Below are 12792 nucleotides of genomic sequence, written 5' to 3' on the forward strand. Positions count from 1 at the left end.
TCACGCCTTGTGGCTCAAAGGCCGGGCAGGTGCTGGCGGATCTGCTCGATCAGCTGGTCCATGCTGGCGCTTTCCTGGGTGTTCACGCGCTTGCTGTGCTTCTGCTCCTCGGCATCCAGCGGGTCGCGGCTGGCCTGCTGCGCCTGGATCACTTCCAGGGTGGCGTCCGACGGGTCGATGGCTTCGGCCTGGCGCTGGGCCAGCCAGCTGGCGATCACCGCGTCGGGGGCCTGGCAGTCGAGAATCAGGAACGGCACGCCGGTCTCGCTGGCGACGTCCGCCGCCGCCTTGCGCTGGTCATGCTTGAGGTAGGTGGCGTCGAGTACCACCGGGAAACCGGCGTGCAGGATGATCGCCGCCAGCTCATGCAGGCGCTGGTAGGTGGCGATGCTGGCTTCCTTGTCGTAGATGCCCGCCTCGAGCTGGCCCGCGTCGGCCGCCGACTGCTTGCCGAACAGACGCTTGCGCTCCACGTCCGAACGCACGCGCACCGCGCCCAAGGCCTCGACAAGACGCATCGCCACATGGCTCTTGCCCACCGCCGAGACGCCCTGGGTGACTGCCAGCAGGCGCGAAGGGATAGTGCTGTAGCTTTCGGCCAGGTTGGCGTAGTTGCGGTAGGTGCGCAGGGTGGTGGCGCGCTGCACGCCGTCGGCGTCGGGCGACAGGCTGAACAGCGCGACCTTGGCCCGCACCAGGGCGCGATAGGCCTTGTAGAAGTTCAACAGTTCCAGGCCTTGGTAGTCACCGGTCAGTTCCAGGTACTGGCTGATGAAGCGTCGCGACAGGCACTTCAGGCCGCGGTCCTCGAGGTCCATGGCCAGGAAGCCGACGTCAGCGTAGACATCGGTCAGGCGGAACGGCTCGTTGAACTCGATGCAGTCGAAGATCACCACCTTACCGTCGATCAGGGTAGCGTTGCCCAGGTGGATGTCGCCGTGGCACTCACGAATGAAACCATTGGCCTTGCGCGCCTCGAGCAGGCTATGCAGGCGCTTGAAGCTGTCCTGAGCCCAGGCCTGCAGGTTGTCCAGTTGCTGCAGGTCGACCTTGTCGGTCAGGAACGGGCGGATCTGCTCGAAGTTCTGCTCCACCGGCGCCATGACCGCGTCCGGGGTGCCCAACGGATGGTCGACCGGCACTTTCGGCGCCTGCAGGTGGAACTCGGCGATCTGCCTGGCCATCTGGTCGATGTGACCGGCGTTCAGCTCGCCGTTGGCCTGCAGGGTGCTGAGCATCTGGTCCTGGGGGAACTGGCGCATCTTCAGCGCGTACTCGATCGCCGGGCCTTCGCCGCCGACCTGTGGGGCCTCGACGCTGCCGGTGATCGGCAGCACTTCCAGGTACAGGCCTTCGGTCAGGCGCTGGTTCAGCCGCAGCTCTTCGTTACAAAAATGCCCGCGCTGGTCCAGGCCGGTGAAGTCGAGGAAGCCGAAGTTCATGGGCTTCTTGATCTTGTAGGCGTACTCGCCGGTGAGCAAAACCCAGGAGATGTGCGTCTCGATGAGCTGGAAGCCCGCAACCGGGTGCGGATAGAGGGCGGGGTTCTGCAGCGCGCTGATCAGGGCTTGGCTCACGGATCATCCTTCAGGAGTCAGGGAATTCGAATCGGACATTATGGTCAATGGTGCCGTCCCTGCAAACCGCCGAGGGGCGTCTGCCCCCCTTTTCCAAAGTGCGTATAATCCGCCGCCATGACACGTACCCGAAATTCCCGCACCCCTAAAAAACGCCCGACCGGCCGCGCCCGCGCCTGGCTGGGCTGGGCACTCAAGCTCAGCCTGGTTGGCCTGGTGGTGATCGCCGGCTTCGCGGTCTACCTCGATGCCACCGTCCAGGAGAAGTTCTCCGGCAAGCGCTGGACCATCCCGGCCAAGGTGTATGCCCGGCCGCTGGAGCTGTTCGTCGGCCAGAAGCTGAGCAAGAACGACTTCCTCACCGAACTCGATGCCCTGGGCTACCGCCGCGAAGGCGTGGCCAATGGCCCGGGCGCAGCGTCGGTCAACGGCAACAACGTCGACCTCAACACCCGTGGCTTCCAGTTCTATGAAGGTATGGAGCCAGCGCAGTTCGTGCGTGTGCGCTTTTCCGGCGACTATGTCGCGGGCTTGAGCGGCGCCAATGGCGGCAAGCTCGACGTGGTACGCCTGGAGCCGCTGATGATCGGCGGCATCTACCCGAAGAACCTTGAAGACCGCATCCTGATCAAGATCGACCAGGTGCCGCCGTACCTGGTGGAAACCCTGATCGCCACCGAAGACCGCGATTTCTACAGCCACTTCGGCGTGTCACCCAAGTCCATTGCCCGGGCGGTGTGGGTCAACACCTCCTCCGGCGCCATGCGCCAGGGCGGCAGTACCCTGACCCAGCAGTTGGTGAAGAACTTCTTCCTGACCAACGAGCGTAGCCTCAGCCGCAAGCTGACCGAGGCGATGATGTCGCTGCTTCTGGAACTGCACTATGACAAGCGCGAGATCCTCGAGGCCTACCTGAACGAAGTGTTCATCGGCCAGGACGGCCAGCGCGCGGTGCACGGCTTCGGTCTGGCCAGCCAGTTCTTCTTCAGCCAGCCGCTGCAGGAGCTCAAGCTGCACCAGATCGCCCTGCTGGTGGGCATGGTCAAGGGCCCGTCCTACTACAACCCGCGCCGCTACCCCGAGCGCGCCCTGCAACGGCGCAACCTGGTGCTCGACCTGCTCGCCGAGCAGGGCGTGGCCACGCAGGAGGTGGTCGACGCGGCGAAGAAGATGCCGCTGGGCGTGACCAAGCGCGGCAGCCTGGCCGACAGCTCGTTCCCGGCCTTCCTCGACCTGGTCAAGCGTCAGCTGCGCCAGGACTACCGCGATGAAGACCTGACCGAAGAAGGCCTGCGCATTTTCACCAGTTTCGACCCGATCCTGCAGATGAAGGCCGAGACCGCCATGAGCGAGACCTTCAAGCGCCTTGCCGGGCGCAAGGGCGCCGACGAAGTGGAATCGGCCATGGTCGTCACCAACCCCGAGACCGGTGAAGTGCAGGCATTGATCGGCAGCCGCCAGTCGGGCTTTGCCGGTTTCAACCGCGCCATCGACGCCGTGCGGCCGATCGGCTCGCTGGTCAAGCCGGCGGTCTACCTGACCGCGCTGGAGCAACCGAGCAAGTTCACCCTGACCAGCTGGGTGCAGGACGAGCCGTTCTCGGTCAAGGGCGCCGACGGCCAGGTGTGGCGTCCGCAGAACTACGATCGCCGCCCTCACGGCACCATCTACCTGTACCAGGGCCTGGCCAATTCCTACAACCTGTCGACCGCCAAGCTCGGCCTTGAAGTCGGCGTGCCCAACGTGATCAAGACCATCGGTCGGCTTGGCGTGCAGGTCGACTGGCCGGCGTTCCCATCGATGCTGCTGGGCGCCGGCGGCATGTCGCCGATGCAGGTGGCGACCATGTACCAGACCATCGCCAACGGTGGCTTCAACACGCCGATGCGCGGTATCCGCAGCGTGCTCACCGCCGAAGGCGAGCCGCTCAAGCGCTACCCGTTCCAGATCCAGCAGACCTTCGATCCGGGTTCGATCTACCTGGTGCAGAACGCCATGCAGCGGGTGATGCGCGAAGGCACCGGTCGCTCGGTCTACAGCGTGCTGCCGAGCTCGCTGACCCTGGCGGGCAAGACCGGTACCAGCAACGACTCGCGCGACAGCTGGTTCTCCGGCTTCAGCCAGGACCTGCTGGCGGTGGTCTGGCTGGGCCGCGACGACAACGGCAAGACGCCGTTCACCGGTGCCACCGGCGCGCTGCAGGTGTGGACCAGCTTCATGAAGAAGGCCGACCCGCTGCCGCTGGACATGCCGCAGCCGGACAACGTGGTGCAGGCCTGGATCGATCCATACAGCGGCCAGGGTTCCGACGGCAGCTGTCCGGGAGCGGTGCAGATGCCGTATATTCGTGGCAGTGAACCACCCGCTGGCGCCACCTGTGGTGGCGAGCAGAACCCGGCCGAAGAGGTGATGGACTGGGTCAAGGGCTGGATGAATTGAGCGCGAGCTTCTGAAGAGGGTGTGAAGTGAACAAGTGGTGGATTCCTGCCGTGGCGGCAGTGACCGTGCTGCACGGCTGTGCCAGCGTCCCGCGTGGCAACATTCCGGTGGTCGATTCGAGCACCCGGGTCTCCAACAGCGAGCGCGTCTCGGCCAACCGCACGTCGGCCTATCCGACCAGCGGTGGCAGCAGCCAGGCCCAGTCATTGCCGGAAGACTCCGGCGTCACCGTGATGATCCCGCAAGGGACCGGCGGCGCGCCGATCCAGTCGTTCCCGGCAGGCACCGGGCCGGCGCCGATCAGCACCGGCCCGATCACCCCGGGCCCGGTCAGCAGCGGCCCGATCACGACCAACCCCAACCCGATCGCCGACGAACCGTTCGATATCGCCTCGATGAGCAATCCGGCGCCGGTGACCAGTGCCCCGACCGGTATCCCGCGTGGCAACACGTCCGGCGGCGGCCTGTCCGCCGACGAACAGCTCGACGGCCCGGTGCTGGCGCTGCTGACCACCGCCCAGCAGCAGCAGGGCAGTGGCGACTTCAACGGCGCCGCGTCGAGCCTGGAGCGTGCCCAGCGCATCGCCCCGCGTGAGCCGCAGGTGCTGTTCCGCCTGGCTCAGGTGCGCCTGTCCCAGGGCGATGCGGCGCAGTCCGAGCAACTGGCACGCCGTGCGCTGACCTACGCCAACGGTCGCCCAGACCTGCAGGCCCAGCTGTGGAACACCATCGCCCAGGCCCGCGAGAAGCAAGGTGACAGCGCAGGTGCCGCCCTGGCGCGGCAGAAGGCGCGGGTCAACCTGTGATGGAGCAGCGCATCCTCGATATCGCCGACCACTTGCTGCTGATCGAGCGCGAGCTCAAGGTCCAAGGTTGGTGGAGTGATGCCACGCCTAGCGCCGAGGCGCTGGCCAGCGTGGTGCCGTTCGCCGTCGACAGCATGGCCTTCGAGCAGTGGCTGCAGTGGATCTTCCTGCCGCGGATGAAACTGATTCTCGAGCACGGTCACCCGCTGCCCAATGCCTCGGGCATCCTGGTCATGGCCGAGACGGTGTTTGTCGGTCGTCCGGAACAAAGCCGCGAGCTACGGCGCCTGTTGGCAGCATTCGACCATTTGATCAGCCCCTCCGCCTGATTTCTTCTCTTTTTCCATCAAGGGCCGCAGATTGTGGCCCTTTTTTATGAAAATCTTCTTATATCTGCTGCTGCCGGCCTTTTTAGTGGTGGCGGAGATTCATCTTGCGGAAAAATTGGCAATAATTTCTCTTGACTTGTGCGCGCCGAATCACAAGAATCCAGATTCCGCTGTAGAGGGACTGCCAGAAGCAGACCCGCTAAGCAGATCATGAGGCGCACACCCGCGCCGACTTGTAACACCCCGCAACGCGTTACCTCGCGCTGGGTGGGAAGGCCCGCAACACACCAGGGCACTCCCAATACTTGCTCAGTCAGTGCTGACGTTCGCTCATGCTCTGCTTGGCAGTAAACCTATTAAGACCCGCTCAGTGAGGGCGGTATTCTGGCGTTTTAGAGGTGAACAACGTGGAGCTTTTATCTGGCGCTGAGATGGTCGTCCGCTTCTTGCGTGACGAAGGCGTTAAGCACATCTACGGGTACCCTGGCGGTGCTCTCCTTCATGTTTACGATGCCCTGTTCAAGGAACCGGAAGTCCAGCACATCCTGGTCCGTCACGAGCAGGCTGCCACCCATATGGCGGACGGTTACGCCCGTGCCACCGGCAAGGCCGGCGTGGTCCTGGTGACTTCCGGTCCGGGCGCGACCAATGCCATTACCGGCATTGCCACCGCCTACATGGATTCCATTCCGATGGTCATCCTGTCTGGCCAGGTGCCCAGCACCATGGTCGGCACCGACGCGTTCCAGGAAACCGACATGATCGGTATCTCCCGGCCGATCGTGAAGCACAGCTTCATGATCAAGCACGCCTCGGAAATCCCCGAAGTCCTGAAAAAAGCCTTCTATCTTGCGCAGTCCGGCCGTCCCGGCCCGGTGGTGGTCGATATTCCAAAAGATATGACCAACCCGGCCGAGAAGTTCGAGTACATCTACCCGAAAAAGGTCAAGTTGCGTTCGTATAGCCCGGCTGTTCGTGGTCACTCCGGGCAGATCCGCAAGGCGGCCGAGATGCTCCTGGCGGCCAAGCGCCCGATCGTCTACTCCGGTGGTGGCGTGATCCTCGGCGGCGGCTCCGAAGCCCTCACCGAAATCGCCAAGTCGCTGAACCTGCCGGTCACCAACACCTTGATGGGCCTCGGCGGCTTCCCGGGCACCGATCGCCAGTTCCTCGGCATGCTCGGCATGCACGGCAGCTACACCGCCAACATGGCCATGCACCACGCCGACGTGATCTTCGCCGTCGGCGCGCGGTTCGACGACCGCGTGGTCAACGGCCCGGCCAAGTTCTGCCCGAACGCCAAGATCATCCACATCGACATCGACCCGGCGTCGATCTCCAAGATGATCAAGGCCGATGTGCCGATCGTCGGCCCGGTCGAGAGCGTGTTGAGCGAGATGCTCACCATCCTCAAGGAGATCGGCGAGCAACCCGACAAGGCGGCGCTGGATGCCTGGTGGAAGCAGATCGACGAATGGCGCGGCGACGGTGCACTGTTCCCCTACGACAAGGGCGACGGCAACCTCATCAAGCCGCAGCAGGTGATCGAGACCCTGTGCGAAGTGACAAAAGGCGATGCCTTCGTCACCTCCGACGTGGGCCAGCACCAGATGTTCGCGGCCCAGTACTATCGCTTCAACAAACCCAACCGCTGGATCAACTCCGGTGGCCTGGGCACCATGGGCTTCGGTTTCCCGGCGGCCATGGGCATCAAGCTCAACTTCCCTGACCAGGACGTGGCCTGCGTCACCGGTGAAGGCAGCATCCAGATGAACATCCAGGAACTGTCCACCTGCATGCAGTACGGCCTGCCGGTGAAGATCGTGAACTTGAACAACGGTGTGCTGGGCATGGTCCGCCAATGGCAGGACATGGCCTACAACGGTCGCCACTCGCACTCCTACGTCGAGTCGCTGCCGGACTTCGTCAAGCTGGCCGAGGCCTATGGCCATGTGGGCATCCGCATCACCAGCCTGAAAGACCTCAAGCCGAAACTGGAAGAGGCTTTCGCGATGAAGGACCGCCTGGTGTTCATCGACATCGCGGTCGACCGGACCGAGCACGTCTATCCGATGCAGATCAAGGACGGCTCGATGCGTGACATGTGGCTGAGCAAGACGGAGCGTACCTGATATGCGGCACATCATCTCCCTGCTGCTGGAAAACGAACCCGGTGCCTTGTCTCGCGTGGTCGGTCTGTTCTCCCAGCGCAACTACAACATTGAAAGCCTGACCGTGGCACCGACCGAAGACCCGACTCTGTCGCGTCTGACGCTGACCACCGTTGGCCATGACGAGGTGATCGAGCAGATCACCAAGAACCTGAACAAGCTGGTCGAAGTGGTCAAGCTTGTGGACCTGTCGGAAAGCGCCCACATCGAGCGCGAACTGATGCTGGTCAAGGTCAAGGCCACCGGTGCCCAGCGCGCCGAAATCAAGCGCACCACGGATATCTTCCGTGGCCAGATCGTCGACGTGACCGCCAGCGTGTACACCGTGCAGCTGAGCGGCACCAGCGACAAGCTGGACAGCTTCATCCAGGCCATCGGCACCGCATCGATTCTCGAAACCGTGCGCAGTGGCGTCACCGGCATTGCCCGTGGCGACAAAGTGCTCAGCATCTAACTTCAAAAACTAGCGATGGCTCCGCTGGGGCCGAGATATAACAGGGGTATTTTCATGAAAGTTTTCTACGACAAAGACTGCGACCTTTCCATCATCCAGGGCAAGAAAGTCGCCATCATCGGTTACGGTTCGCAAGGTCACGCCCAGGCGTGCAACCTGAAGGACTCCGGTGTGGACGTTACCGTCGGTCTGCGTAAAGGGTCGGCCACCGTTGCCAAGGCAGAAGCCCACGGCCTGAAAGTGGCTGACGTGGCTACCGCCGTCGCCGCTGCCGACCTGGTCATGATCCTCACCCCGGACGAATTCCAGGGCCAGCTGTACAAGAACGAGATCGAGCCGAACATCAAGAAGGGCGCCACCCTGGCCTTCTCCCACGGCTTCTCGATCCACTACAACCAGGTCGTTCCGCGTGCCGACCTCGACGTGATCATGATCGCGCCGAAGGCCCCGGGCCACACCGTGCGCTCCGAGTTCGTCAAGGGCGGCGGCATCCCTGACCTGATCGCTGTCTACCAGGACGCCTCGGGCAACGCCAAGAACGTCGCCCTGTCCTACGCCGCTGGCGTCGGTGGCGGCCGTACCGGCATCATCGAAACCACCTTCAAGGACGAGACCGAAACCGACCTGTTCGGTGAGCAGGCCGTTCTGTGCGGCGGTACCGTGGAACTGGTCAAGGCCGGTTTCGAGACCCTGGTCGAAGCGGGCTACGCCCCGGAAATGGCCTACTTCGAGTGCCTGCACGAGCTGAAGCTGATCGTCGACCTCATGTACGAAGGCGGTATCGCCAACATGAACTACTCGATCTCCAACAACGCCGAGTACGGTGAGTACGTCACCGGCCCAGAAGTCATCAACGAAGAATCCCGCAAGGCCATGCGCAATGCCCTCAAGCGCATCCAGGACGGCGAGTACGCGAAGATGTTCATCAGCGAAGGCGCCACCAACTATCCTTCGATGACCGCCAAGCGTCGCAACAACGCCGCCCACGGCATCGAAATCATCGGCGAGCAACTGCGTTCGATGATGCCTTGGATCTCGGCCAACAAGATCGTCGACAAGACCAAGAACTGAGTCTTGCGTCGATAAATGAAAAACGCGGCTTCGGCCGCGTTTTTTCGTTTGCGCGGTCAGCTTCTGGTATAAAGCGACCAGTGGCTCGCTGTTAGAACGGTTTTGCCGAGCCCATGTCGAACATATTCCACCCTGTTGCAAGGTACTTTTCATGAGCGAACGTCCCGAAGAGCCGAACAAGCCCTCCGACGCCGAAAGCCTGCTACCTGTCGATGAGCACGTTGAAGAAGGTCACGACGCCGAAGGGCGCAAGGTGCGTCACCGCGGTATCTATCTGCTGCCCAACCTGTTCACCACCGCGAACCTGTTCGCCGGCTTCTATTCCATCATCAGCTCGATGAGCGCGCAGAGCGCCCTGAGCGCGGGTGATCCACGGGAGGCGAGCAAGTATTTCGCCTTCGCCGCCATCGCGATCTTCGTCGCCATGGTCCTCGACGGCCTCGATGGCCGCGTGGCCCGCATGACCAATACGCAAAGTGCCTTCGGCGCCGAGTACGACTCGCTGTCGGACATGGTCGCCTTCGGCGTGGCCCCGGCGTTGCTGGCGTTCGGCTGGGCCCTGGGGGACATGGGCAAGGTCGGCTGGATGGTCGCCTTCATCTATGTGGCCGGCGCCGCGCTGCGCCTGGCGCGTTTCAACACCCAGGTCGGCACCGCCGACAAGCGCTACTTCATCGGCCTGGCCAGCCCGGCGGCGGCCGGCGTGGTGGCTGGTACCGTCTGGGCGTTCAGCGACTACGGCATCCAGGGCTCCAAGCTGTCGTTCCTGGTGGCGCTGCTGGTGGCGGCCGCGGGCATGCTGATGGTCAGCAACATCAAGTACAACAGCTTCAAGGAACTCGACCTCAAGGGGCGCGTGCCCTTCGTCGCCATCCTCGCCGTGGTGCTGGTGTTCGCCGTGGTGTTCAGCGATCCGCCGCGCATCCTGCTGCTGATCTTCCTTGCCTATGCTGCATCGGGGCCGATCCAGTTCCTGTTGCGGGCGCGCCGTCGTAAATCCTGACAAGGATTTAATCGCGGAATAACCTGCAGGCTCCATAGTCTTACGTGTACATCAGTGACCCGTACTGTGGAGCCGCCATGCTCATCAAGCTTCCCCGACCATCCGACTGCAAAGCCTCGGAGATCACCCCCGAATCCATCTACTTCTCCCGTCGCACCTTGCTAGGCGCAGGCCTGGCGGGCGTGGCCCTGGGCGCGTTGCCGCGGTTGGGCGCGGCTGCCGAGGTGTCCCGCTATGCCGATGTCGAGGGCGGTGCCGCCCCCGGCTGGTTCAGCGACAAGCTGGTCAGCACCCGCTGGCAGGCGGTCACCGTCAGTGGCGAAGCGATCACGCCGTTCAAGGACGCCACCCACTACAACAACTTCTATGAGTTCGGCCCCGACAAGGGCGATCCGGCGGCCAATGCCGGCGGTCTGAAGACCGAACCCTGGAGCCTGGTGGTCGATGGTGAGGTGGCCAAGCCCGGGCGCTATGCGCTGGAGGACTTCATCAAGCCTTACCAGCTCGAGGAGCGGATCTACCGCCTGCGCTGCGTGGAGGCCTGGTCGATGGTGATTCCCTGGTTGGGCTTCCCCTTGGCGCAGGTGCTCAAACAGGTCGAGCCTACCTCGAAGGCGCGCTACATCCGTTTCGAAACCCTGGAAGACCCCAAGAGCATGCCCGGCCAGCGTTCCGGCTTCGCCCTGATCAACTGGCCGTATGTGGAGGGCTTGCGCCTGGATGAGGCGATGAACCCGTTGGCGATTCTGGCGGTGGGCATGTATGGCCGCGAGCTGCCCAACCAGAACGGCGCGCCGCTGCGCCTGGTGGTGCCATGGAAGTACGGATTCAAGAGCATCAAGTCGATCGTGCGCATCAGCCTGGTGGCGGAGCAGCCGCAGACCACCTGGCAGGGGCTGGCGCCGGACGAATACGGCTTCTATGCCAACGTCAACCCGACGGTCGACCACCCGCGCTGGACCCAGGCGCGGGAGCGCCGCTTGCCCAGCGGGCTGTTCAGTCCCAATGTGCGCGATACGCTGATGTTCAACGGCTATGCCGATGAAGTGGCGTCGCTCTATACCGGTCTCGACCTGCGGAAGAACTACTGATGCGCTATCCCTGGTTTCGCCTGGCGATCTTCGTCGTGGGGTGCCTGTTTCCACTGTGGTGGTTCTATGAAGCTGCCATGGGGCTGCTTGGGCCGGATCCTGGGAAGATCATGATGGACCGACTTGGTTTGGGGGCGTTGGTGTTTTTGCTTATCACCCTGGGCATGACGCCGCTGCAGCGGCTGACGGGGTGGTCGGGGTGGATTGTGGTGCGGCGCCAGCTGGGGCTGTGGTGCTTTGCTTATATAGTCCTGCACATGACGGCGTACATGGTGTTCATCCTGGGGCTGGATTGGGGGCAGTTCGGCGTCGAGCTGCGCAAGCGGCCCTACATCATTGTTGGCGCCTTGGGTTTCCTTGGCCTGCTGGCGCTTGCGGTTACCTCCAACCGTTACAGCCAGCGGCGCCTGGGGGCGCGGTGGAAAAAGCTGCACAGGCTGGTCTATGTGATTCTCGGGCTGGGGCTGTTGCACTTCCTGTGGATCGTGCGCTCGGACCTGAAGGAATGGGCGGTGTATGCCGCTATCGGAGTCTTGCTGCTGGTGCTGCGCATTCCCCCGGTATGGCGGCGTGTTCCACGATTGATGGGGCGGGGGAGGGCGGCCTGAAATCTTTCTTTAATAAAAGCTTGACGCCCTCTCAGATTCCCTTACAATGCGCCCCACTTCCAGCGACATCGGAACGAAAAACTCCTTGAATATCAATGAGTTGATTGTTGAAGAGGGTGGCGGAGGTGCTTCGGTCTAACGATCGGCAGCGGTGAGAAAGGCAGTTGACAGCAGGTTGTAACGCTGTATGATTCGCCTCCCGCTACGAGAGATCGCAGCGAGTCAAGTGTTTGAAGTGAAACGAGTTCTTCGTTAAAAACCTCAAAATAAACGCTTGACAGCAAATGAGGAAAGCGTAGAATGCGCGCCTCGGTTGAGACGAAACGCTCTTGGCCAAACGCTCTTTAACAAATTGAATCAAGCAATTCGTGTGGGTGCTTGTGAGTACGGACTGATCGTCGCCAAGATTATCAGCATCACAAGTGGCCATGCGAGAAATCACATAGTCATTTGAGATTGCTGAGCCAAGTTTAGGGTTTCTTAAAAGCCCAAGCAGTATTGAACTGAAGAGTTTGATCATGGCTCAGATTGAACGCTGGCGGCAGGCCTAACACATGCAAGTCGAGCGGATGACGGGAGCTTGCTCCTTGATTCAGCGGCGGACGGGTGAGTAATGCCTAGGAATCTGCCTGGTAGTGGGGGACAACGTTTCGAAAGGAACGCTAATACCGCATACGTCCTACGGGAGAAAGCAGGGGACCTTCGGGCCTTGCGCTATCAGATGAGCCTAGGTCGGATTAGCTAGTAGGTGAGGTAATGGCTCACCTAGGCGACGATCCGTAACTGGTCTGAGAGGATGATCAGTCACACTGGAACTGAGACACGGTCCAGACTCCTACGGGAGGCAGCAGTGGGGAATATTGGACAATGGGCGAAAGCCTGATCCAGCCATGCCGCGTGTGTGAAGAAGGTCTTCGGATTGTAAAGCACTTTAAGTTGGGAGGAAGGGCAGTAAGTTAATACCTTGCTGTTTTGACGTTACCGACAGAATAAGCACCGGCTAACTCTGTGCCAGCAGCCGCGGTAATACAGAGGGTGCAAGCGTTAATCGGAATTACTGGGCGTAAAGCGCGCGTAGGTGGTTCGTTAAGTTGGATGTGAAAGCCCCGGGCTCAACCTGGGAACTGCATCCAAAACTGGCGAGCTAGAGTATGGTAGAGGGTGGTGGAATTTCCTGTGTAGCGGTGAAATGCGTAGATATAGGAAGGAACACCAGTGGCGAAGGCGACCACCTGGACTGATA

Annotated in this window: 10 protein-coding genes and 1 rRNA gene (1 of these 11 running past the window's edge); 10 read left to right on the forward strand and 1 reads right to left on the reverse strand. The window is 62.0% G+C overall.

Translation table 11 applies throughout. The features are described 5' to 3' along the window. Positions 1 to 14: 14 nt before the first annotated feature. On the reverse strand, positions 15 to 1577 hold the full coding sequence (locus K5H97_RS03675; protein WP_028691221.1) for a bifunctional aminoglycoside phosphotransferase/ATP-binding protein: 1563 nt from the start codon (positions 1575 to 1577) through the stop codon (positions 15 to 17). A gap of 117 nt (positions 1578 to 1694) precedes the next feature. Between K5H97_RS03675 and mrcB the strand changes: the two genes are divergently transcribed. The 10 genes from mrcB to K5H97_RS03725 form a co-directional block, all read left to right on the forward strand. Further along, entirely contained in the window at positions 1695 to 4016 is a 2322-nt protein-coding gene (gene mrcB / locus K5H97_RS03680) for a penicillin-binding protein 1B (protein ID WP_028691220.1), read from the forward strand. 26 nt (positions 4017 to 4042) lie between these two features. Further along, positions 4043 to 4822 carry a tetratricopeptide repeat protein gene (locus K5H97_RS03685; protein WP_028691219.1) on the forward strand — a complete coding sequence of 260 codons (780 nt, stop codon included), beginning with the start codon at positions 4043 to 4045 and terminating at the stop codon, positions 4820 to 4822. Next, positions 4819 to 5151 (forward strand): YqcC family protein, encoded by a 333-nt coding sequence (locus K5H97_RS03690; protein WP_028691218.1) that lies wholly within the window; start codon positions 4819 to 4821, stop codon positions 5149 to 5151. The genes K5H97_RS03685 and K5H97_RS03690 overlap by 4 nt, the downstream gene beginning before the upstream one ends. A gap of 407 nt (positions 5152 to 5558) precedes the next feature. Next, complete coding sequence (locus tag K5H97_RS03695) at positions 5559 to 7283, forward strand: acetolactate synthase 3 large subunit (RefSeq protein ID WP_028691217.1); 1725 nt, start codon at positions 5559 to 5561, stop codon at positions 7281 to 7283. Between the two features lies 1 nt (position 7284). Next, positions 7285 to 7776 carry an acetolactate synthase small subunit gene (gene ilvN / locus K5H97_RS03700; protein WP_003250040.1) on the forward strand — a complete coding sequence of 164 codons (492 nt, stop codon included), beginning with the start codon at positions 7285 to 7287 and terminating at the stop codon, positions 7774 to 7776. A 54-nt stretch (positions 7777 to 7830) separates the two neighbouring features. Continuing rightward, the gene (gene ilvC, locus K5H97_RS03705) at positions 7831 to 8847 is read left to right on the forward strand and encodes a ketol-acid reductoisomerase (RefSeq protein WP_028691216.1); all 1017 of its coding nucleotides are present in this window, start codon (positions 7831 to 7833) and stop codon (positions 8845 to 8847) included. Positions 8848 to 8998: 151 nt separating this feature from the next. Beyond that, positions 8999 to 9850: a CDP-diacylglycerol--serine O-phosphatidyltransferase gene (gene pssA / locus K5H97_RS03710; protein WP_028691215.1), complete on the forward strand. Its 852-nt coding sequence runs from the start codon at positions 8999 to 9001 to the stop codon at positions 9848 to 9850. A 77-nt stretch (positions 9851 to 9927) separates the two neighbouring features. Beyond that, positions 9928 to 10941, forward strand: a complete 1014-nt coding sequence (gene msrP / locus K5H97_RS03715; protein ID WP_028691214.1) for a protein-methionine-sulfoxide reductase catalytic subunit MsrP — start codon at positions 9928 to 9930, stop codon at positions 10939 to 10941. Further along, positions 10941 to 11549, forward strand: coding sequence for a protein-methionine-sulfoxide reductase heme-binding subunit MsrQ (gene msrQ / locus K5H97_RS03720; protein ID WP_028691213.1), 609 nt, complete (start codon positions 10941 to 10943; stop codon positions 11547 to 11549). Before msrP ends, msrQ begins: the two co-directional genes overlap by 1 nt. 500 nt (positions 11550 to 12049) lie before the next feature. Further along, positions 12050 to 12792 (forward strand): 16S ribosomal RNA (locus K5H97_RS03725) (it continues 794 nt past the right edge of the window).

The organism is Pseudomonas mosselii (genome assembly GCF_019823065.1).
Lineage (GTDB): Bacteria > Pseudomonadota > Gammaproteobacteria > Pseudomonadales > Pseudomonadaceae > Aquipseudomonas > Aquipseudomonas mosselii.